The organism is Streptomyces sp. NPDC088732 (assembly GCF_044751205.1).
In the GTDB taxonomy this organism is placed as follows: Bacteria; Actinomycetota; Actinomycetes; order Streptomycetales; family Streptomycetaceae; genus Actinacidiphila.
Genome location: NZ_JBIVLI010000001.1, coordinates 332,876 through 354,126, shown reverse-complemented (window position 1 = coordinate 354,126; position 21,251 = coordinate 332,876). Strand labels below are relative to the sequence as shown.

At 72.0% G+C, this 21,251-nt stretch carries 16 protein-coding genes and 1 tRNA gene; 14 read left to right on the top strand and 3 right to left on the bottom strand.

What is annotated here, in order from left to right; genetic code table 11:
• Positions 1–24: 24 nt before the first annotated feature.
• Complete coding sequence (locus tag ACIP9H_RS01480; protein ID WP_401584868.1) at positions 25–1,416, bottom strand: OFA family MFS transporter; 1,392 nt, start codon at positions 1,414–1,416, stop codon at positions 25–27.
• Between the two features lie 534 nt (positions 1,417–1,950).
• Between ACIP9H_RS01480 and sucC the strand changes: the two genes are divergently transcribed.
• From sucC to ACIP9H_RS01460, 4 genes are all read left to right on the top strand, one after another.
• Entirely contained in the window at positions 1,951–3,090 is a 1,140-nt protein-coding gene (gene sucC, locus ACIP9H_RS01475) for an ADP-forming succinate--CoA ligase subunit beta (protein ID WP_401584871.1), read from the top strand.
• Positions 3,091–3,095: 5 nt separating this feature from the next.
• Positions 3,096–3,968, top strand: a complete 873-nt coding sequence (gene sucD, locus ACIP9H_RS01470; RefSeq protein ID WP_401584873.1) for a succinate--CoA ligase subunit alpha — start codon at positions 3,096–3,098, stop codon at positions 3,966–3,968.
• Positions 3,968–4,387 carry a beta-class carbonic anhydrase gene (locus tag ACIP9H_RS01465; RefSeq protein WP_401584876.1) on the top strand — a complete coding sequence of 140 codons (420 nt, stop codon included), beginning with the start codon at positions 3,968–3,970 and terminating at the stop codon, positions 4,385–4,387. Before sucD ends, ACIP9H_RS01465 begins: the two co-directional genes overlap by 1 nt.
• A gap of 174 nt (positions 4,388–4,561) precedes the next feature.
• Positions 4,562–4,646: transfer RNA gene (locus ACIP9H_RS01460), tRNA-Leu, on the top strand.
• A gap of 161 nt (positions 4,647–4,807) precedes the next feature.
• On the opposite strand, the gene ACIP9H_RS01455 is transcribed toward ACIP9H_RS01460, so the two are convergent.
• Positions 4,808–5,989: a glycosyltransferase gene (locus ACIP9H_RS01455; protein ID WP_401585621.1), complete on the bottom strand. Its 1,182-nt coding sequence runs from the start codon at positions 5,987–5,989 to the stop codon at positions 4,808–4,810.
• A 369-nt stretch (positions 5,990–6,358) separates the two neighbouring features.
• Between ACIP9H_RS01455 and ACIP9H_RS01450 the strand changes: the two genes are divergently transcribed.
• From ACIP9H_RS01450 to ACIP9H_RS01425, 6 genes are all read left to right on the top strand, one after another.
• Positions 6,359–8,638: a SpoIIE family protein phosphatase gene (locus tag ACIP9H_RS01450; protein WP_401584879.1), complete on the top strand. Its 2,280-nt coding sequence runs from the start codon at positions 6,359–6,361 to the stop codon at positions 8,636–8,638.
• 320 nt (positions 8,639–8,958) lie between these two features.
• Positions 8,959–9,591 carry a hypothetical protein gene (locus ACIP9H_RS01445; RefSeq protein WP_401584882.1) on the top strand — a complete coding sequence of 211 codons (633 nt, stop codon included), beginning with the start codon at positions 8,959–8,961 and terminating at the stop codon, positions 9,589–9,591.
• Positions 9,592–9,771: 180 nt separating this feature from the next.
• The gene (gene frc / locus ACIP9H_RS01440; protein ID WP_401584884.1) at positions 9,772–11,001 is read left to right on the top strand and encodes a formyl-CoA transferase; all 1,230 of its coding nucleotides are present in this window, start codon (positions 9,772–9,774) and stop codon (positions 10,999–11,001) included.
• Between the two features lie 55 nt (positions 11,002–11,056).
• The gene (locus tag ACIP9H_RS01435) at positions 11,057–13,378 is read left to right on the top strand and encodes an FdhF/YdeP family oxidoreductase (RefSeq protein WP_401584887.1); all 2,322 of its coding nucleotides are present in this window, start codon (positions 11,057–11,059) and stop codon (positions 13,376–13,378) included.
• A gap of 11 nt (positions 13,379–13,389) precedes the next feature.
• The gene (locus ACIP9H_RS01430) at positions 13,390–13,953 is read left to right on the top strand and encodes a beta-class carbonic anhydrase (RefSeq protein ID WP_401584889.1); all 564 of its coding nucleotides are present in this window, start codon (positions 13,390–13,392) and stop codon (positions 13,951–13,953) included.
• A gap of 207 nt (positions 13,954–14,160) precedes the next feature.
• Positions 14,161–14,961: an acyl-CoA dehydrogenase family protein gene (locus ACIP9H_RS01425; protein ID WP_401584891.1), complete on the top strand. Its 801-nt coding sequence runs from the start codon at positions 14,161–14,163 to the stop codon at positions 14,959–14,961.
• Positions 14,962–14,973: 12 nt separating this feature from the next.
• Here ACIP9H_RS01425 and ACIP9H_RS01420 read toward each other — a convergent pair whose 3' ends face one another.
• A complete protein-coding gene (locus ACIP9H_RS01420; protein ID WP_401584894.1) occupies positions 14,974–15,663 on the bottom strand; it encodes a GntR family transcriptional regulator in 690 nt (229 codons plus the stop codon).
• A gap of 406 nt (positions 15,664–16,069) precedes the next feature.
• On the opposite strand from ACIP9H_RS01420, the gene ACIP9H_RS01415 reads away from it, so the two are divergent.
• Genes ACIP9H_RS01415 through ACIP9H_RS01400 form a run of 4 tightly spaced genes read left to right on the top strand, consistent with a single transcriptional unit; the run spans position 16,070 to position 21,204 of the window.
• On the top strand, positions 16,070–16,564 hold the full coding sequence (locus ACIP9H_RS01415) for an NAD(P)H-dependent oxidoreductase subunit E (RefSeq protein ID WP_401584897.1): 495 nt from the start codon (positions 16,070–16,072) through the stop codon (positions 16,562–16,564).
• A complete protein-coding gene (locus ACIP9H_RS01410) occupies positions 16,561–18,177 on the top strand; it encodes a formate dehydrogenase beta subunit (protein ID WP_401584899.1) in 1,617 nt (538 codons plus the stop codon). The genes ACIP9H_RS01415 and ACIP9H_RS01410 overlap by 4 nt, the downstream gene beginning before the upstream one ends.
• A complete protein-coding gene (fdhF, locus tag ACIP9H_RS01405) occupies positions 18,174–20,990 on the top strand; it encodes a formate dehydrogenase subunit alpha (protein ID WP_401584901.1) in 2,817 nt (938 codons plus the stop codon). Before ACIP9H_RS01410 ends, fdhF begins: the two co-directional genes overlap by 4 nt.
• 31 nt (positions 20,991–21,021) lie before the next feature.
• Positions 21,022–21,204 carry a formate dehydrogenase subunit delta gene (locus ACIP9H_RS01400; RefSeq protein ID WP_360898909.1) on the top strand — a complete coding sequence of 61 codons (183 nt, stop codon included), beginning with the start codon at positions 21,022–21,024 and terminating at the stop codon, positions 21,202–21,204.
• Positions 21,205–21,251: the final 47 nt, after the last annotated feature.

Below are 21,251 nucleotides of genomic sequence, written 5' to 3'. Positions count from 1 at the left end.
GTCACCCGGTGCCCGGTGGGCACCTCAGACCATCTCCCGGCTGATGGGCTGGGGGTTCGGCCGGATGTCCTTGGCGCGGGGACGGCCCGGCTGCCGCAGCAGCAGCGACAGACCACCGGTGAACAGGCCGATGCAGCCGGCCAGGATGAAGGCGCCGCCATAACCCCAGGCGTCCACGACGATCTTGCCGACGCCCGCCCCGACGAGGCCGGAGACCAGCTTGGAGCTGTAGACCAGGCCGTAGTTGGAGGCGTTGTTGTTCTCCCCGAAGTAGTCCGCGGTCATCGCCGCGAACAACGGGAAGATCGCGCCGCCGCCGAAGCCCGAGATCATCGACGCCAGCAGGAACAGCGGCATGCTGCCCATCGAGCCGGAGAAGTAGACCGCGAACTGCGCCAGGCCCAGCACCACGCAGACGAAGGTCAGCGTCTGCCGGCGCCCGTACCGGTCGGAGATCCAGCCGATGACACCGCGGCCGGTGCCGTTGACGATGGCCTTCAGGCTCATGGCGAGGGCCACGATGCCGCCCGCGAAGCCCATCTCGTCACCGAAGTCGACCTGGAACGAGATGCCGAAGATGTTCACGCCCGCCGTGCAGAGCAGGCAGAACCACATCAGCGGCAGGACACCGGTCTTGACGGCCTCCATCGGGGTGTACTGCTTGACCGCGGGCGGGTTCTTCTCCAGCGCCCGGCGCACCCGGGGGTCGTCGGAGACCGCGAGCGGGTCGATGTGCGCGGGCCACCAGTTCTTCGGCGGGTCCTTGAAGAAGAAGCCGCTGACGGCGACGGCGAGCGCCAGCCCGATACCCACCACGATCAGGACGTTCCCGTAGTTGTCCAGGTCCATGTAGTTCTTGAACAGGAAGATGAAGGGCACCGACCCGTAGGCGAAACCGCCGTTGACGAAGCCGGTCTTGCCGCCCTTCCGCTCCGGGTACCACTTGCCGACCATGTTGATGCAGGTCGCGTAGACGAAACCGGCGCCGCCGCCGCCGAAGAAGCCGAAGCCCAGGTACGCCCAGAAGACATTGGGCGCGTGGGCCAGCGACAGGTAGCCGAGCAGGGTGCCGCCGGCGCCCAGCACCATGGCGGCGCGGGCCGACAGGGTGCCGTTCTCCCGCATCTTGCCGGCCGGGAAGGCCACCGCCGCCTGGAAGAGGATCCAGACGCCCAGCAGCCAGAAGATGTGCGCGCCGTGCCAGTTGTGCGCGTCGGCGAGCGTGTCCTCGGCGGAGGTGAACGCGTACTCCGAGGAGCTGATGGCCATCATGGCGACCCACGGCAGGATCACCATGGTCCACCGGGGCCGCCCCATGATCTGCCGGTCGGTTTCGCCGATCCGGTACGTGCGGCCGTTGCGGTCCGTCACCTCCGTGTATGAGCTGGGTGGTTGAGACGATGTCGATGACGCCATTGTCGTTCCCCTTGCCTCGTAAGAGCCGGGCCAGCGCCCCCTGGACGGTTCTCTTGTGGTGCTTCCGGGGCGGGCGGTCCGGTCGCGTGTCACGGGACCGGTGCCGCCCCTTGTGCTCCGCTCGCAAGCGGGAGCGACTGCCCGGTACGACGTCGTCCGGGCAGGATCAGTGGCGGGCCGACTGCGCGGCCCGGGCGCGGCGGCTGGGCCGCGCTCGCGGAGGGACGTGCGCGCCGTCCCGTCCGCCTACGGCGGCGTACCGCCGGTGATGTTCCTGGCGAGGGGTGCCGCGCGTGACGGCGCGGTGGGAGAAGTACCGGCGGCGGGTGCGGAGTTGCCCTCGTACATGGCGAGCGGGGTCCTTCCGTTCGGGGCCGGTGGGTGGGTCCTTGGTGCGATTCCGTTCAGCAGTCTGTACATTGCATACAGCCGACGAATACTGTATGCAGACGTTTATCCCTCATCGGCCGTCCGGTGTCCAGAGGTGTGCACCGGATTCTCCGCCGACTCCAGTCAGGGCAGGTGCGTTTGACGATGGATCTGTTCGAGTACCAAGCACGGGAGCTCTTCGCGGACCACGGCGTCCCCGTGCTCGACTCCTCCGTGGTGGACGAACCCGCCGCGGCCCGCGCCGCGGCCGAGCGCCTGGGCGGCCGGGTCGTGGTGAAGGCCCAGGTCAAGACCGGCGGCCGGGGCAAGGCGGGCGGTGTGAGACTCGCCTCCGATCCCGCGGACGCGGAGGACAAGGCCCGCGCGATCCTCGGTATGGACATCAAGGGGCACACCGTCGGCACGGTCATGCTCACCGAGACCGCCGACATCCAGGACGAGTTCTACGTCGCCTATCTGCTCGACCGCACGGAGCGCACCTTCCTCGCCATGGCCTCCGCCGAGGGCGGCATGGACATCGAGGAGGTCGCCGCCACGCGCCCCGGGGCCCTGGCCCGCGTCCCCGTCGACGCCGACGAGGGCGTCACGGAGGAGAAGGCCCGCGAGATCGCCGCCGCCGGCGGCCTGCCGGACGAGGCCGTGCCCGTCCTGGTCGCCCTGTGGGAGGTCTTCACCGAGGAGGACGCCCTCCTCGTCGAGGTCAACCCGCTGGTACGGACCGAGGACGGCCGCATCCTCGCCCTCGACGGCAAGGTGTCCCTCGACGACAACGCCCGCTTCCGCCACCCCGCCCACGCCGCCTACGAGACCCCCGGCGAGGGCGACCCCCTGGAGGCCGCCGCCCGGGCGAAGGGCCTCAACTACGTCAAGCTCGACGGCACGGTCGGCGTCATCGGCAACGGCGCGGGCCTCGTCATGAGCACCCTCGACGTCGTCGCCCACCACGGCGGCGCCCCCGCCAACTTCCTCGACATCGGCGGCGGGGCCTCCGCCCAGGTCATGGCCGACGGCCTCGGCGTCATCCTCTCCGACCCCGACGTCACCTCCGTGCTCGTCAACGTCTTCGGCGGCATCACCGCCTGCGACGCCGTCGCCGACGGCATCGTGCAGGCCCTCGGCCTGGTCGACCTCACCAAGCCCCTCGTCGTGCGCCTCGACGGCAACAACGCCGAGCGCGGCCGGGCCGTGCTCGCCGCCGCGGCGCCGTCGCTGGGGCCCCTCGTACAGCAAGTGGACACCATGGACGGCGCGGCCGCGCGGGCCGCCGCGCCCGCAAGGAGCTGATCGCGATGGCCATCTTCATCGACCGCAACAGCAAAGTGATCGTGCAGGGCATGACCGGCTCGGAGGGCATGAAGCACACCCGGCGCATGCTCGCCTCGGGCACGGACGTCGTCGGCGGCGTCAACCCGCGCAAGGCCGGCACCCATGTGGAGTTCGACGGGCGCATCATCCCGGTCTTCGGGTCGGTCAAGGAGGCGATCGGCGCCACGGGCGCGGACGTCAGCGTCGTCTTCGTCCCGCCGCCCTTCGTCCGCGCCGCCGTCGACGAGGCGGCGGACGCCGGGACCCCCCTCGTCGTCGTCATCACCGAGGGCGTCCCCGTGCACGACACCGTCGCCTTCCGGGCCCGCGCCACCGCGGCCGGGACGCGCGTCATCGGCCCCAACTGCCCCGGCCTGATCAGCCCCGGGCAGTCCAACGCGGGCATCATCCCCGCCGACATCACCACCGCGGGCCGCATCGGACTGGTCTCCAAGTCCGGCACCCTCACCTACCAGCTGATGTACGAGCTGCGCGACCTCGGCTTCTCCACCGCCGTCGGCATCGGGGGCGACCCCGTGATCGGCACCACCCACATCGACTGCCTGCGCGCCTTCCAGGACGACCCCGACACCGACCTCATCGTGATGATCGGCGAGATCGGCGGCGACGCCGAGGAGCGGGCCGCGGCCTACATCTCGCGCCTGGTCACCAAGCCCGTCGTCGGGTACGTCGCGGGCTTCACCGCCCCCGAGGGCAGGACCATGGGCCACGCCGGCGCCATCGTCTCCGGCTCGGCGGGCACCGCCCGGGCCAAGAAGCAGGCCCTGGAGGCCGCGGGCGTCGCCGTCGGCAGCACGCCCTCGGAGACCGCGCTCATCGTCCGCGGGCTGCTGTGATGACGGGCACCGAGGACCTGCTGGTCCGCCGCCACGACGTCGGCGCCGCCCTGATCCCCCTCGACCCGAGGAAGCGCGAGCCGCAGACCCGGGTCGCCATCCTCGCCTGCATGGACGCCCGGCTCGGTGTCGAGGCGATGTTCGGCCTGCGTGCGGGCGACGCCCATGTCATCCGCAACGCGGGCGGGTGCGTCACCGACGACGCGCTCCGCTCGCTGCGGCTGAGCCAGATACGGGAGGGCACCCGCGAGATCGTGCTGGTGCACCACGAGGACTGCGCCGCGCTGAGCGACCCGGACGAGGACCTGCGCGTCTGCATGGCCCGCGTCGAGGGCAACCCGCAGCTGCCGCACACCGAGGCGCTGCGGGGCTTCCTCTACACGCGCAGCGGCGCACTGAGGGAGGTGCGTCCGGCGTGAGCCGCGCCCGATGACCGATGAGCGCAGACCGCGGCACCGTGCGCCCCGCGACCCCCCCCGGGGGGAGGGCGGCGTACGGTGCCGCGGCCCTGCGGATACGCAGGTGAAACCCGCCCCGAATCCTTGGTATCGTTGTCCTTGTCGCCGCGGGGATGCCCCGCGGTCGGACACCCGGTCCGGGTGGCGGAATGGCAGACGCGCTAGCTTGAGGTGCTAGTGCCCTTTATCGGGCGTGGGGGTTCAAGTCCCCCCTCGGACACAGCAGACGTAGCGAGGAAAGTGCCGGCAGGGAGTGATCCCGGTCGGCCTTTGTGCTTTCCGCGGGCGTGCCGCGGCGACGGGGACGCCGTGCGGGGCGGCCGGTTCCCCGGCTGCCCCGCACGGCGCGGAGCGTCATCGCCCCGTCGCCGGCCGTGTCCCTCAGAGCGCCTCCGGCAGCGGTGCCGCGCCCATCCCCTGGTGCACGCGGTCGAGGAGCGCGGCGTACGCGGCGATCATGCGGGTGCGGCTGAAGCGCTCGCGGCTGAGGGCCATCGAGGCGCCGAATTCCGCCCGGCGGGCCAGGGCGTCGGCCCAGGCCTCCCCGATCGCCTCGGGGTCCTGCGGGGTGATGATGCCGTGGCCGGCCACGATCGCCGCGGTGTCGCCGACGTCGGTGGCGACCGGGACGGCGCCGCACATCATGCCCTCGATCAGGCACAGCGGCGCCGCCTCCCCCGAGGAGGACGTCAGGGCCACCACGTCGGCGGCCGCGTAGACCGTCTCCATGTCGCCCCGCACACCGAGCAGATGGAGCCCGCGGGGGAGCCGCGCCCCGTCGCCGAAGGCGTCCGCGATGTCCGCGCGCAGCGCGAGGTTGGCCTCGGTCATGCCCGCGCCGCACATCAGGACGTGCCCGTCCGGCTCGCGCCGCAGCCACGCCTGCGCGGCCCGCAGGAACAGCGGGACGTTCTTCATCGTGGCGTAGCGCGCGGCGAAGACGACCACCGGCGCCTGGTCCGGGATGCCCAGCGCGGAGCGCAGCAGCACCCGCCGCGCGGGGTCGGGGCGGAAGCGCAGCAGGTCGACACCGTTGGGGATGACATGCAGTAGCTCGCCCGGGATCCCGGCGGCCTCGTACGCGACGCGCGTGGACTCGGCGCAGCACACGCAGGCCGCGATCCTCCCGTTCGCCACGGCGGCCTTGAGCTCGTCGAGGGCCTGGCCCTGGTTCTCCGGGTCGGAGCGGTGCAGGCAGACCACGACCGGCCGCAGCGGCAGGCCGGCCTGGTTGAGCAGTTCCAGGGGCTGCTCCTTGAGCGACAGGATGACGTCGGCGGCCGCCGTCGCCCTGGCGGTGGCGGCCAGTTCCGGTCCGGTGAAGGCCGTCGGGCCCCCGGTCGGCCCGAAACTGCGGCCCAGGGAGGTGACGTCCACCCCGGCCGCCGTCAGCGACCGGTAGCAGGCGTCGTTCTCCATCGGCTGGCGGGTCGCCTCCCGATGCACCTCGCCGTGCATGCTGAGCACGCTGTGGTGCTGACCGCCCTCGCGCAGTCCGAGGACGACGTCGCTGTGCAGGATCCGGGCCCCACCGGAGAAGAAGCCCTCATAAACGGAGAGCACACGCAGTCCGTGCGTCACGCGCACACCATCACCCGCCTTGCAGAAGTTCTGAACGACCCCCGTGATCTGCGGGTTAGCCGATATCTGGGGGGATGGAGATGACGCGGTCCTGAACACGGCCCTTCGCCTGGACGTACGATCGGTTGTCTGCGACCCAACAACCTGAGCCAGGGTCTATACGGTACAAGTCGGGCCCCGGCGAGGTCACCCCGGCTGCGCGAACTTCGGCGGGTTTGCCCGGATGTACGGGCGGCCCGCGCCGGGCCGGGCCGCCGGAGGCGTCGACCGGCGGGTGAGCGGGCACGGGCATTCCGGTAGGAATCGCGCATACGCCGCACATATACTGCCAACGGACAGGAAACCTCCGTGATGAGCAGCCGGACAGTCACAGGACACGACCGCGAAGCGGTCCCCTCCCCGGCGCTGGGCGGCGATCTGGCGGCGGTGGTCTACCGTGCGCTCCGCGACGCCGCGCAGCGGCTCGACGGTGTGGCGGCGGCCGTCTACCTCCTGACCGCGGACGGCGGCGAACTCAAGGCGGCCATGATCGGCGGCAGCTCGCCCTCGGTGTTCACGCTGCCGGGGCACATGACGCTGGACGCCCCCTACGCCTCCTCGCGTGCCCTGGCCACCGAAGCGGTCGTGGTCCTGACCGATCCGGACCCCCAGGTCGAGGACCGGTCCGATCCGCCGCTCGACCTGCCGCACTACCCCTTCGCCGTCGCCGCGACCCCGCTCGTCTGCGAAGGAGTGCGTTTCGGCGCGCTGTCCGTCCTCCGGCCGGAGAACCGCGGCGGCTACGACGCCGCCGACCGCGCGCGGCTGGCGGCGCTCGGCGACCGGCTCGCGCAGACCTTCGCGGCGCTGGCCGAGCGGGGCACGGCGATCGTGCCGGGCCACATGCCCGCGGTGGTGCCCATCGACCGCGCCGCACGCACCGACGTGGTGGACGAGACGGCGGGGGACGTGCTGTGGGGGGTGCGCGGCGTCGCCGGCTCCGTGGGGCTGAGCCTCATGTACCCGCTGCGACGGCTCTCCGAGATGGTCAACCAGGCCACGACCCTGGACCAGCTCGTCGGGGCGGCGGGCTTCTGCGTCATGGCGCCGTTCCGGGCCAGGGCGCTCGTGCTGGCGTCCGTCGGCCGGGGGCGCCTCTGGGTCGTCGGGCACAGCGGGGACTCCGCGGACCTGGCCCGGCGGATCCACGGCAGCGGGCTGCACACCGCGCAGCCCGCGGCGGAGGCGGTCCGGCGGCGGACACTGGTCGTCGCCGGGGGTTGCGCTCCGCTCGCGGCCGGCCCGCTCCTGCCCGACGACGGGTCCCCCTCCGCGGCCTACCTCCCGCTCGTCGGGAACCGGCACGTCATCGACCTCCCCTTCATCGGGAAGGACGACGTCGTCGGCGTGTGCTGCCTGGAGTTCGCCGGCCCGCGCCGCTTCTCGCCCGAGGAGCGGGCGGTGCTGGCGATGATGGCGGGCACGCTGGGCCCGGCCGTCGAGCGGGTGGAACTGGGCCGCAAGCGGCACGCACTCGCCGAGACCCTGCAGAAGCGGCTGCTCCCGCCGGTGCTCTCGGAATCGCCCCAGCTGACGACGACGGCCCGCTACGAGCCGGCCGTCGCCGCGTCCGAGGTCGGCGGCGACTGGTACGACGTGATCGACCTGCCGGGCCGCCGTGTCGTGCTGGTGGTGGGCGACGTGGAGGGGCACGCGATGGAGAGCGCCGCCCTCATGGGCCAGTTGCGCGGCGCGGTGGTGGCGTACGCGACCGAGGGGCACAAGCCGGCGGCGGTGATCGACCGGACCGGCAGACTGCTCGCCCGGCTCGGCACCGACCTGCTCGCCACCTGCTGCGTCATCGCCCTGGACACCGCCGACGGCGTGGCCGAGGTGGCCCTCGCGGGCCATCCACCGCCGCTCGTCATGGGGCCCGACGGAGGTGTCGCCGTCCTGGAGGCCCCCTCCAACGTGCCGCTCGGTGTCGCCGTGGGCGGTGCCTGCCGGGCGCGGGAGCACACGGTCGTGCCGGGGTCGGTGCTCATGCTGTACTCGGACGGGCTGCTGGACGCGTGCGTGCCCGACCCCACCGCCGCCGCGGCCGGCTTGTTCCGTACCGGCGGCTGCATGGCGGGGGACAACCTCGAAGAGCTCGCCGACGGCGTCGTCGCCGAGATGCCGGGGTTCGACCAGCGGCGCGACGACGCGGTACTGCTGCTGGCCCGTTTCGAGGGCGCCGACGTCCGCGACGGCTCCCGGACGGGTCATCTCCACCTTCAGGAGCACGACCTGCTGGGCGTCAAGGCGGCCCGGGGCTTCGTGCACGACTCGCTGCGCGCGTGGGGCCTGGAGGAGATGACGGAGGACCTCCAGCTCGTCGCCTCCGAGGTCGTGACGAACGCGCTCATCCACGCGGGAAGCGACGTCGACGTACGGCTGCGGGCCTTCCGCGACAACATCCGCATGGAGGTCCGCGACTCCGACAGCGACCCGCCCGTCCCGTCGGCCTTCTCCCTCACGGAGGAGGGCAGTTCCCAGGCGGAGTCCGGACGCGGCCTCTTCCTCGTGGACGCGCTGACCAGGGCGTGGAACAGCTCCCCGAACGGGCGCGGCAAGACGGTCTGGCTGGAGATGGCCATCCCTGGCGCCTGAGGGGCCGCCCAGGGGCGGCAGAGGCCCCTCGTGCGCTCCTGGGGCGGTGCCGCCCGTCAGCGGCGCCCTGGGCGGCCTGTGCGGCCGTCGACGGCGGCGCCGAGTGCGACTTGGGGGCGGCGTCGGCCAGTCGGGCGGGCGCTTCGAGACGTGGGCGTACTCGGGGCCCGGCCGGTCACCGGGAAGTCCCGCGAGGGGAGGCCGCGACCGGGGCAACCGGTACCGGGCGGAGCGCTCCGCGGCGCGAGCACGGCGTCCGGTCCCGCACCCCGCCCCGGGCCGCACACCGCTGTCGGACCGCGCTGTTACGGTCCCCGGTCATGGCGGCAGACGACGGCATCGCATGGATCGGCGCACGGTGGCCCGACGACGACGCCGACCCCCTCCTCGGGGTGCAGGCGGGTCTGGTGTTCGCGGAGGGCATCGCACCGCAGGACCTGGCGGTGGTGTTCGGCGCGGTTCCGTGGGAGATGCCGGAGCCGGTGGGCGCGGAGGCCAAGGCGGTCTGGGACCGGACCCACCCCTGTACACGGGTCCCCGACGAGCCGTTGCTGACCGTCTACGGCAAAGAGGGCGAGTGGTCGTTCCTCGCCGGGCACTTCGACTACCTCGTCCCGTTCCGCGAGGACTTCGCGCTGCCGCGCGGGACCGGTCGGGCCGTACTCCTCTACAACATCGCCGCCAAGGGCATGAGCCTCATGGCCTGCTTCGAGGGCGGCCGGGAGGTGTGGCACGGCGAGATCCCCGGCGGGTCCGGGAGCCGGCAGGGGGCAGGGGAGCCGGCCTTCCTCGACCAGGCCGTGAGGGAAGCCTGCCGGGGGGAGGGCGGTCACCGCTCCGGGGACTGGCGGAAGCGGTTCCTCGGGAGCCTGGGGACCGCGTTCGGCTTCTCCGTGTGCCAGGAGACCTTCGACGCGGGCGGATATCCGCTGGCCGCCGTCCACTTGTCCTGAATCGCGGGGCCTCCCCGCCCGGCCCCGCGGGGTGCCCGTACGGGCAAATATTTGCCGGCGCGGTCTGGACATCCGTCACGCCTGCCGCGACCATGAAGGAACTCCATACGGTATGCAATCTACAGTCCAGGAGTCAGTCAGTCGGTCGGGTCGGTGTGGACAGGTGAGGTGGGGACGGCGATGAGCAGGGCACTCGAAGGCATTCGTGTTCTGGACATGACGCACGTGCAGTCCGGGCCGTCGGCGACGCAGTTGCTGGCATGGCTGGGGGCCGACGTGATCAAGCTGGAGGCGCCGGGGGGTGACATCACCCGCAGTCAGCTGCGCGACCTGCCGGACGTGGACAGCCTGTACTTCACGATGCTCAACGCCAACAAGCGGAGCATCACCCTGAACACCAAGACGCCGCGCGGCAAGGAGCTCCTGACCGAGCTCATCGGCCGCAGTGACGTGATGGTGGAGAACTTCGCCCCGGGCGCCATCGACCGGATGGGCTTCACCTGGGAACGCATCCACGCGATCAACCCGCGGATCGTCTACGCCTCCATCAAGGGCTTCGGCGAGGGCCCCTACACCGACTACAAGGCGTACGAGGTCGTCGCGCAGGCGATGGGCGGGTCGATGGCCACCACCGGGTTCGACGACGGCCCGCCGATGGCGACCGGCGCGCAGATCGGCGACTCCGGCACCGGCATGCACGCGGTCGCCGGCATCCTGGCCGCCCTGTACCAGCGCACCCACACCGGACGCGGCCAGCGGGTGCAGGTCGCCATGCAGCACGCGGTGCTCAACCTGTGCCGCGTCAAGCTCCGCGACCAGCAGCGCCTGGCCCACGGTCCGCTCGCGGAGTACCCCAACGACGACTTCGGCGACGAGGTGCCGCGGTCGGGCAACGCCTCCGGCGGCGGCCAGCCCGGATGGGCCGTCAAATGCGCGCCCGGCGGCCCCAACGACTACGTGTACGTCATCGTCCAGCCGACCGGCTGGCCGCCCATCGCCGAACTCATCGGCCGCCCGGAACTGGCGCGGGACCCCGAGTGGGCCACCCCCCAGGCGCGGCTGCCGAAGCTCGCCAAGATGTTCCAGCTCATCGAGGAGTGGACCAGCACGCTGCCCAAGTGGCAGGTCCTGGAGCAGCTCAACGGCCACAACATCCCGTGCGGGCCGATCCTGTCCACCAAGGAGATCATCGAGGACGCCAGCCTGCGCGCCAACGAGATCGTCGTGGACGTCCCGCACCCCCAGCGCGGCTCGTACACCACCGTGGGCAACCCCCTCAAACTCTCCGACTCGCCCACCACCATCACCCGCTCACCCCTCCTCGGTGAGCACAACCACGACATCTACATCTCCGAACTCGGCATCGACGAGGCCGAGTTGCCCGACCTCAGGGCGCAGGGCGTGATCTGACGGCGACCGCGATCCGCAGGTACCGGGGCAACAGCAGAAAGGCACAGGCCAGAACGTGAGCACCATCGAGGACCCGAGCGACGAGCATCTGGAGGTGACGCCGCCCAAGATCTGGGCGACCGGACTGCCTGCCGTGACCCACGCGATCCAGTACTCCCTGGGCCAGACCACGGTCCGGCGGACGGCGCTGACCCTGCTGAACATCAACCAGGCCAAGGGTTTCGACTGCCCCGGCTGCGCGTGGCCGGAGCCGGACCCGGCACACCGGCACCTCCAGGAGTACTGCGAGAACGGCGCCAAGCACATCAGCGACGAGGCGACCTCGCGCCGGGTCACCGCTGACTTCTTCCGCGCACACCCGGTGTCCGAGCTGGACGGGAAGTCCGACCTCTGGCTCAACCAGCAGGGCCGGCTCGCCGAGCCCATGGTCAAGCGGCCCGGCTCGGACCACTACGAGCCGATCGGCTGGGACGGCGCCCTGGACCTGCTCGCGGGTGAACTGCGCGCCCTGGACTCCCCGGACGAGGCGCTGTTCTACACCTCGGGCCGGGTCGGCAACGAGGCCGCCTTCCTGCTCCAGCTCTTCGCCCGCGCCTACGGCACCAACAACCTGCCCGACTGCAGCAACATGTGCCACGAGTCCAGCGGCTCCGCACTCAACGAGACCCTGGGCATCGGCAAGGGCAGCGTCTCCCTGGAGGACATCCACGGGTCCGACCTGGTCTTCGTCGTGGGCCAGAACCCGGGCACCAACCATCCGCGGATGCTGTCCGCGCTGGAGGAGACCAAGCGGCGCGGGGGTCAGGTCGTCGCGGTCAACCCGCTGCCCGAGGCCGGGCTGATGCGGTTCAAGCACCCCCAGAAGGCCCGCGGCATCCTCGGCCGCGGGACGGCCATCGCCGACCAGTTCCTGCAGATCCGGCCCGGCGGCGACCTCGCGCTGTTCCAGGCGCTGAACCTGCTCCTGCTGGAGGCCGAGGACGCCGCGCCCGGGACCGTGCTGGACCACGCGTTCATCGACACCCGCTCCACGGGCTTCGCCGAGTTCGCCCGGCACGCCCGCAAGACCGACTGGGACGACGTCCGCAAGGCCACGGGGCTGACCCGCGAGGAGATCGAGCAGGTCCACGAGCGGGTGCTGAACAGCAGGAGCGTCATCGTCTGCTGGGCGATGGGCCTGACCCAGCACAAGCACGGTGTGCCCACCATCCGCGAGGTCGTCAACTTCCTGATGCTGCGCGGGAACATCGGGAAGCCGGGGGCGGGCGTGTGCCCCGTGCGCGGCCACAGCAATGTGCAGGGCGACCGCACCATGGGCATCTGGGAGCGGATGCCGCAGGCCTTCCTGGACGCGCTGGAGCGGGAGTTCGGCTTCACTGCGCCCACCCGGCACGGCTGGGACACCGTGGACTCCATCAGGGCCATGCGCGACGGACGGGCCAAGGTCTTCGTCGGCGTCGCCGGCAACTTCGTCCGGGCCGCACCCGACAGCGAGCTGACCGAGGCGGCGCTGCGCAAGTGCCGCCTCACCGCGCACATCTCGACCAAGCTCAACCGCTCCCACACGGTGTGCGGCGAGACGGCACTGATCCTGCCGACCCTGGGCCGCAGCGACCGGGACGTCCAGGGCGGCGTCGAGCAGTTCGTCACCGTCGAGGACTCGATGAGCCAGGTACACGCCTCGCGCGGGCGGCTGGAGCCCGCCTCCCGCACGCTGCTCAGCGAGGTGGCGATCGTCTCGCGGCTGGCCGCCCGGACCCTCGGCGACAGCCCGTCCCTTCCCTGGGCGGAGTTCGAGGCGGACTACGGCGCCATTCGGGAGCGCATCTCCCGGGTCGTGCCCGGCTTCCACGACTACTCCGCCCGGGCGGCCGAGCCGGGCGGCTTCGCGCTGCCGAACCCGGTCAACCACGGGACGTTCCCCACCCCGAGCGGCAAGGCGGTCTTCACGTGCAACGACTTCGCGATGGTGCAGGCCCCCGAGCGGCACCTCGTGCTGCAGACGCTGCGCTCGCACGACCAGTGGAACACCGTCCCGTACGCGATGAACGACCGCTACCGCGGCATCCACGAAGGCCGCCGCGTCGTCCTGGTGAACCCCGCCGACCTGGCGGCCCTCGGCCTCGCCGACCGTGACCTCGTCGACCTGGTCGGCGTGTGGCACGACGGGGTGGAACGCCGCGCCCGCGGTTTCCGGGTGATCCCCTACCCGACGACTCCGGGGTCGGCCGCCGCGTACTACCCGGAGACCAATGTCCTGGTGCCGCTGGACAGCGTGGCCGACATCAGCAACACCCCGACATCGAAGGGAATCGTGATCCGGCTCGAACCGTCCGGCATCCCGGCACGGGTCCCTTCACCCCGACGACCGGAATGAGGCAGCCCAGCATGTCGACGTCGACGCAACCCTCCGCGCAGTCCTCCGGCGGCCCCCGCGACCCGGAGACGGTCACCGACCGCCTCGTGGCGTCCAACCGGGAGTACGCCGCCGGGTTCACCGATCCGGGCATGGGGGCCCGCCCCGTCCTGGGCGTGGCCGTCGTGGCCTGCATGGACGCGCGGATCGATCTGCACGCCGCCCTCGGCCTCGCACTGGGCGACTGCCACACCATCCGCAACGCGGGCGGCGTGGTCACCGACGACACGATCCGCTCCCTGACCATCAGCCAGCGGGCCCTGTCCACCCGCAGCGTCGTGCTGATCCACCACACGGGCTGCGGCCTCCAGACCCTGACCGAGGACTTCCGGCACGAACTGGAGCGGGAGGTCGGGCAGCGCCCGGCCTGGGCCGTGGAGGCGTTCCAGGACGTCGACCAGGACGTCCGGCAGTCGATGCAGCGGGTGCGGACCTCACCGTTCCTCCCGCACACCGACGACGTCCGGGGCTTTGTCTTCGACGTGTCGACCGGGCTGCTGCGGGAGATCGGCCCCCAGGCCGACGCGCGGCCCTGAGCCGACCAGGTGTGCGCGCGGGCCGGCGGACGGCAACCGGCCGGGCCGCCCGGCGACGGGCCCCGGCACACGGCCCGCGCGCACGGTGGCGGGGCCGGCCGGCGCGGATGTGCTCCGCGGCGGCCGGCCCCGTACGACCGGGAACCACGACTCCCGTACACCGACCGGCCCCCAGCGGGCCGGAATCCACTCCCGAGGGGGCACCCCGTGCCGTACCGCACCGCTTTCTCCCACGTCCTGAGCAGCGTCATCGAGCCCTCCGCCGAGCGGACCGGCACGGAGGGCAGGTTTCCGCGCGGCGCGGTGACGGCCCTGGGCCGTGCCGGGCTGCTCGGACTCACCGTCTCCGCGGACCTGGGCGGCGGTGGCCTCGGCCTGTCCGAGGCGGCCGAAGTGGTCGCGCGGATCGCCCGGGTGTGCCCGGCCACCGCGGCGGTGCTCCAGTCGCACTACGCGGCGGTCGCCGTCCTGGAGGCGCACGGCAGCCGCTGGATCCGCGGCGAGATCGCCGCCGGCCGCCACCTCGGCAGTCTCGCCCTGACCGAGGGCGCCCCCGGGGAGCGGGTCCCCCCGAACGGGCCCTGGACCCCGCGCTCGACGGCGTCCCGCACCGGTGACGTGGTGGCCCTGAGCGCCCGCAAGCGCGAGGTGGTCGCCGCCGGGGAGGCCGACAGCTACGTCTGGTCCTCCCGGCCGCTCGCCGCGGAGGACGGGATGACGCTCTGGACCGTGCCCGCGCACGCCCCCGACCTCTTCGTCCCCGCCCGCACGGACGGGGCGGGACCGTACGGCAGCGCCACCTCCGGCGTCGTCGCCGACCCGGTCCTCGTCCCCGCGGACGCGATGCTGGGGGAGGACGGCGGTGGGCTCGGCATCGTGCTGGGCACCGTGCTGCCGTGGCTGCTGGAACTGCGGGAGGCCCTCGGCGATACCGCCGTCCACCCCTCCGTGGCGGTCGTGGCCGCCGCGGGCCCGGACCGGCGTCCCGCCGGCGCCCTCGCGTCCTGACGGGCCCGGTGTTCAGCCGCGGCCGGACGCCTTGCCGGCGACGGCCCTGCGGAACTCACCGGTGCGCTGGGTGTGCTTGCGCATGATCTCGCTCGCGCGGTCCGCGTCGCCCTTGGCGATGGCCTTGATGAGGGAGGCGTGCTCGTTCCAGGCCTCCTTGCCGCGGGGTTTGGCGATGGGGGTGTAGTACCAGCGCACCTTGCGGCTCACCTGCGAGATCAGCTCGGCCAGTACGGCGTTGCCGGCAACGGAGGTGATGAAGGCGTGCAGCGCGATGTTGGCCGCCACCAGGCGCTCGATGTCGCCGCCGGCGAGGGCGTCGACGCCGTCCTGGTGCAGCTCCCACAGGTGTGCGACGTCCTCGGGTGTCGCGTTGCGGGCGGCGAGTTCGGCCGAGTACGTCTCCAGGACGCCCCGGACGCCCAGCAGTTGGCCGGCTTCCTCTTCGGTGGGGGAGTGGACGAAGGCGCCTTGTGCGGGGCGGAGGTCGACCCAGCCGTCGGTCTGGAGGCGTTGGAGGGCTTCGCGGACGGGCTGGCGGCTGACGCCGAGGTGTTCGGCGAGTTCGGCCTCGACCAGGTGCTGGCCGGGTGTCAGGGTGCCGTTGATGATCAGTTCGATCAGCGCGTCGTAGACGGCCTGGCGCAGCGGCGCAGGGCGGGCGACGCGATGACCGGCCGCCGCCGTCAGGGCCTCGCGCATCGTTCCCCCGTTCTGCCGGCGAGCCTGCGGGGCCGACGGCTCTGCCAGTGGAGTCCGCCGAGAGGGGCCTGGACGGCGGCGCCTGAGTATACAGGTTTTGGTATGCAACATGGCGTGTGCTGCCGGTCTGCGGAGGTGTGTTGACCCTGCGTCAGAGTGTGCCGGGCAGCGGTGACGGACCGATAAAAGTGCGACGGCATTCTGTATGCAGAAGCTTGTATGCGTTATCGTTCCTGGGAGTACCGCCAGCACCGCCTGAAAACCGAAGCGGCTCTGTACGTCGGTCACGGACCCCGCGCATCCGCAGGAGAGGTCAAGGGGCCCGCATGTGTGTGCATCGAATGTGCCGTACGGCAGTTGAGCGTCCCGCGCCCGGACTCCCGCGCGCCGCGAAGGCGGAGCGGTCATGACGCCGGGGAGCACCGACGGGACCGACGGGACCGACGTGTCCGTCGAGCAGGTGGTCCGGGCGGCCGCCGCCGACCACCGGGGTGACCGGGGGCCGCTGCTGCCGATCCTGCACTCCGTCCAGGCCGAGTTGGGCTGCGTGCCGCAGGAGGCCGTCCCGGTGCTCGCGGACGAGCTCAACCTCTCCCGGGCCGACGTCCACGGAGTGGTGACCTTCTACCACGACTTCCGGCGCGAGCCCGCGGGACGCACCACCGTGCGGATATGCCGCGCCGAGGCCTGCCAGGCCGTCGGCGCCGAGGACCTGATGGACTGGGCCCGCGAGGCCGGACTGAAGCCGGGCGGCACGACCGCCGACGGCTCGGTGACCGTCGAGCAGGTCTTCTGCCTCGGCAACTGCGCCCTGGGGCCCTCGGTCGAGGTGAACGGCCGGCTGTACGGACGTGTGGGCACGGCCCGGCTGGGCTCCCTCCTCAAGGGGACGGTCCGATGACAGAGCGCGCTTCCGACCCCACCGTGACGATCTGGGTCCCCCGCGACTCGGCGGCCCGGTCCGTCGGCGCGGACGAGGTCGCCGACGCACTGCGCCACGCCGCGGCCGAACGGGAACTGCCCGTCGAGATCGTGCGCAACGGCTCCCGCGGCATGCTCTGGCTGGAACCGCTCGTGGAGGTGGCCACCCCCGCCGGCCGCGTCGGCTACGGACCCGTCGCCCCCGAGGACGTCGAGGAGCTGCTGACCGCCGGCCTGCTGGAGGGCGCCGACCACCCGCTGCGCCTCGGCATCGTGGACGAACTGCCCTGGCTGGCACGGCAGAAGCGGGTCACCTTCGCCAGGATCGGCGTGACCGACCCCCTGTCGGCCGAGGACTACCTCGCCCACGGCGGACTGGAGGGGCTGCGCGCGGCGCTGGCCCTCGCCCCCGCGGACGTGGTCACCGAGGTCACCGACTCCGGACTGCGCGGCCGCGGCGGCGCGGGATTCCCCGCCGGGATCAAGTGGAAGACCGTCCTCGGCTGCGCCGACGAGCTGAAGTTCGTCTGCTGCAACGCCGACGAGGGCGACAGCGGCACCTTCGCCGACCGCATGGTCATGGAAGGCGACCCGTTCATGCTCATCGAGGGCATGACCATCGCCGCGCACGCGGTCGGTGCCCGCGAGGGCTACCTGTACATCCGCTCGGAGTACCCCGACGCGGTGGCCACCATGCGCGCGGCCATCGACATCGCGCGGGACCACGGATGGCTCGGCAAGGGCGTCCTCGGCTCCGCGCTCGACTTCGACCTGCACGTGCGGGTCGGCGCCGGCGCGTACATCTGCGGCGAGGAGACCTCCATGCTGGAGAGCCTGGAGGGCAAGCGCGGCACGGTGCGCGCCAAGCCGCCGATCCCCGCCATCGAGGGCCTGTTCGGCAAGCCGACCGTCGTCAACAACGTCCTCACCCTCGCCACCGTGCCCGTCGTCATGTCGCACGGCGCGAAGGCGTACCAGGAGCTCGGCGTCGACCGCTCGCGCGGCACCCAGGTGTTCCAGCTCGGCGGCAACATCGCCCGCGGCGGCATCGTGGAGACCGCGTTCGGCATCACCCTGCGCGAACTGGTCGAGGACTACGGCGGCGGGACGTTCTCCGGGCGCCCGGTGCGCACGGTCCAGGTCGGCGGGCCGCTCGGCGCCTACCTGCCGACGACGATGTTCGACCTGCCGATGGACTACGAGGCCTTCGCGGCGGCGGGCGCCATGCTCGGGCACGGCGGCGTCGTCGTCTTCGACGACAGCGTCGACATGGCCGCGCAGGCCCGCTTCGCGATGGAGTTCTGCGCCGAGGAGTCCTGCGGCAAGTGCACCCCCTGCCGCGTCGGCTCCGTCCGCGGCGTCGAAGTGATCGACAAGATCGTGGCCGGTCACCAGCGGGACGAGAACCTCGCCCTGCTGGAGGACCTGTGCGAGCTGATGACCGACGGCTCGCTGTGCGCGATGGGCGGTCTGACCCCCATGCCGGTGCGCAGCGCCATCGCCCACTTCCCCGACGACTTCCTCGCTCGTGACACCGGCCACGGGAGCCGGAACAGGCAGCCCAGCGGCGCCAGGACGGAGGGTCCGGCATGACACTTCTCAAGGAACCCGACTTCGGCACACCCGAGCGGCCCGGCGCGGCGACGGTGTCGGTGGAGGTCGACGGGATGCCGGTGACCGTGCCCGAGGGCACGTCGGTGATGCGCGCCGCCGCGCAGGCCGGCATCGACATCCCCAAACTCTGCGCCACCGACAGCCTGGAGCCCTTCGGCTCCTGCCGGCTGTGCGTGGTGGAGATCGACGGCCGCCGCGGCACCCCCGCCTCCTGCACCACGCCGGTGGCCGACGGCATGCAGGTGCGCACCCAGACGCCGAAGGTGGAGAAGCTCCGCCAGGGCGTCATGGAGCTCTACATCTCCGACCACCCGCTGGACTGCCTCACCTGCCCGGCCAACGGCGACTGCGAACTCCAGGACATGGCCGGGGTCGTCGGACTGCGGCAGGTCCGCTACGGCTACGAGGGCGAGAACCACCTCGACGCCCCCAAGGACACCTCCAACCCGTACTTCGACTTCGACGCGTCCAAGTGCATCGCCTGCTCCCGCTGCGTCCGCGCGTGCGGCGAGGTCCAGGGCACCTTCGCGCTGACCATCGAGGGGCGCGGCTTCGACTCCAAGGTCTCCGCCGGCGCGGGCGAGAGCTTCATGGACTCCGAGTGCGTTTCCTGCGGGGCCTGCGTGCAGGCCTGCCCGACCTCCACGCTCCAGGAGAAGTCGGTGGTCGAACTCGGCATGCCGACCCGCTCGGTGGTCACCACCTGCGCGTACTGCGGCGTCGGCTGCTCGTTCAAGGCGGAGCTGCGCGGCGACGAGCTGGTGCGGATGGTGCCGTACAAGGACGGCGGGGCGAACGAGGGCCACTCCTGCGTGAAGGGCCGCTTCGCGTTCGGCTACGCCTCGCACCCCGACCGGGTCCTCAAGCCCATGGTGCGCGAGAGCATCACCGACCCGTGGCGCGAGGTCGAGTGGGACGAGGCCATCGGCACCGTCGCCCGGCGGATGCGCGAGCTCCAGCAGCGGTACGGATCGGGCTCGATCGGCGCCATCACCTCCTCGCGGTGCACCAACGAAGAGGTGTACGTCGTCCAGAAGATGGTGCGTGCCGCCTTCGGCAACAACAACGTGGACACCTGCGCCCGGGTCTGTCACTCCCCGACGGGATACGGGCTCAAGCAGACCTTCGGCGAATCGGCGGGCACCCAGGACTTCCGTTCCGTGGCCGAGGCCGACGTGATCATGGTGATCGGCGCCAACCCCACCGACGGGCACCCGGTGTTCGCCTCGCGGATGAAGCGCCGGCTGCGCGAGGGCGCCAAGCTCATCGTGGTCGACCCCCGCCGCATCGACCTGGTGCGCTCACCGCACATCCAGGCCGAGCACCACCTCCAGCTGCGGCCCAGCACGAACGTCGCCGTCGTCAACGCCATGGCCCACGTGGTGGTCACCGAGGGCCTGGTCGACCGGGCCTTCGTGGCCGAGCGGTGCGAGGACTTCGACGAGTGGGCCGAGTTCATCGCCCGCCCGGAGAACAGCCCCGAGGCGGCCGAGGAGATCTGCGGGGTGCCGGCCGAGGAACTGCGCGCCGCGGCGCGGCTGTACGCGCAGGCACCCAACGGGGCCATCTACTACGGCCTCGGCGTCACCGAGCACAGCCAGGGCTCCACCATGGTCATGGGAATGGCCAACCTCGCGATGGCGTGCGGCAACCTCGGCCGGGACGGCGTCGGGGTCAACCCGCTGCGCGGCCAGAACAACGTGCAGGGCTCCTGCGACATGGGCTCCTTCCCGCACGAACTGCCCGGCTACCGGCACGTCTCCGACGACGCGGTGCGCAAGGTCTTCGAGAACCTGTGGGGCGGCACCCTCCTCGCCGAGCCCGGGCTGCGGATCCCCAACATGTTCGACGCGGCGATCGACGGCACCTTCCGCGGCCTGTTCGTCCACGGCGAGGACATCGCCCAGTCCGACCCCAACCTGGGGCACGTCACCGCCGCGCTGGCGGCCATGGAACTGGTCGTCGTGCAGGACCTGTTCCTCAACGAGACGGCCAAGTTCGCGCACGTCTTCCTGCCCGGCGCGTCCTTCCTGGAGAAGGACGGCACCTTCACCAACGCCGAGCGCCGGATCAACCGGGTGCGCGCGGTGATGAAGCCGAGGACGGGCAAGCACGAGTGGCAGATCGTGAGCGAGATCGCCACGGCCATGGGCTACCCCATGGCGTACGACCACCCGAGCCGGATCATGGACGAGATCGCCGCGGTCACGCCCACCTTCACCGGGGTCTCCTTCGAGCTGCTGGACAAGCTCGGCAGCGTCCAGTGGCCTTGCAACGAGGCGGCGCCGGAGGGCACGCCGATCATGCACGTGGACGAGTTCGTACGGGGCAAGGGCAGGTTCGTGGTCACCACCTTCGTGCCGACCGCCGAGCGCAGCACCCGGCGCTTCCCGCTGGTCCTGACCACCGGCCGGATCCTCAGCCAGTACAACGTGGGGGCGCAGACCCGCCGCACCGGCAACGTGGCCTGGCACCCCGAGGACGTGCTGGAGATCCACCCGCACGACGCCGAGGTCCGCGGCATCACCGACGGCGCCATGGTGACGCTGGCCAGCCGGGTGGGGCGGACGACGCTGCGCGCGGAGATCTCCGACCGCATGCCGACCGGGGTCGTCTACACCACGTTCCACCACCCGGTCACCGGCGCCAACGTGGTCACCACCGAGAACTCGGACTGGGCGACCAACTGCCCGGAGTACAAGGTGACCGCCGTGCAGGTCGCCCTCGCGCGGCCGCCGCGACACGAGGACGCCGAGCCCGCAGCCGACAGCCTGCTCACGGTGGGGGACTGAGATGGCCGCGGGAGTGCCGTCGGAACGGAGAATGGCGAACGACATCGCCGCGAACCTTGTGCACCTGCCCGGGGAGCGGGCCGCCGAGGCCGTCGCGGGCCACATCGGCAGGTTCTGGGACCCGCGCATGCGTGCCCGGCTCTTCGCGTACGTCGACGCCGGGGCGGACGGCCTGGACCCCTTGGTGGTGGCCGCGGTGCGGCTCATGCGCTGACCTGGTGCGGGACCGGTTCCCGGACGGCGGAGGAGGCCCCCTCCGCC

Excerpts from the sequence above, each read along its gene's own strand:
- sucC (WP_401584871.1), top strand. The coding sequence starts at position 1,951 with ATGGATCTGTTCGAGTACCAAGCACGGGAGCTCTTCGCGGACCACGGC.
- frc (WP_401584884.1), top strand. The coding sequence starts at position 9,772 with ATGAGCAGGGCACTCGAAGGCATTCGTGTTCTGGACATGACGCACGTG.
- fdhF (WP_401584901.1), top strand. The coding sequence starts at position 18,174 with ATGACACTTCTCAAGGAACCCGACTTCGGCACACCCGAGCGGCCCGGC.
- ACIP9H_RS01450 (WP_401584879.1), top strand. The coding sequence starts at position 6,359 with ATGAGCAGCCGGACAGTCACAGGACACGACCGCGAAGCGGTCCCCTCC.
- ACIP9H_RS01400 (WP_360898909.1), top strand. The coding sequence starts at position 21,022 with ATGGCGAACGACATCGCCGCGAACCTTGTGCACCTGCCCGGGGAGCGG.
- ACIP9H_RS01465 (WP_401584876.1), top strand. The coding sequence starts at position 3,968 with ATGACGGGCACCGAGGACCTGCTGGTCCGCCGCCACGACGTCGGCGCC.
- ACIP9H_RS01420 (WP_401584894.1), bottom strand. The coding sequence starts at position 15,663 with ATGCGCGAGGCCCTGACGGCGGCGGCCGGTCATCGCGTCGCCCGCCCT.
- sucD (WP_401584873.1), top strand. The coding sequence starts at position 3,096 with ATGGCCATCTTCATCGACCGCAACAGCAAAGTGATCGTGCAGGGCATG.
- ACIP9H_RS01415 (WP_401584897.1), top strand. The coding sequence starts at position 16,070 with ATGACGCCGGGGAGCACCGACGGGACCGACGGGACCGACGTGTCCGTC.
- ACIP9H_RS01480 (WP_401584868.1), bottom strand. The coding sequence starts at position 1,416 with ATGGCGTCATCGACATCGTCTCAACCACCCAGCTCATACACGGAGGTG.
- ACIP9H_RS01445 (WP_401584882.1), top strand. The coding sequence starts at position 8,959 with ATGGCGGCAGACGACGGCATCGCATGGATCGGCGCACGGTGGCCCGAC.
- ACIP9H_RS01430 (WP_401584889.1), top strand. The coding sequence starts at position 13,390 with ATGTCGACGTCGACGCAACCCTCCGCGCAGTCCTCCGGCGGCCCCCGC.
- ACIP9H_RS01410 (WP_401584899.1), top strand. The coding sequence starts at position 16,561 with ATGACAGAGCGCGCTTCCGACCCCACCGTGACGATCTGGGTCCCCCGC.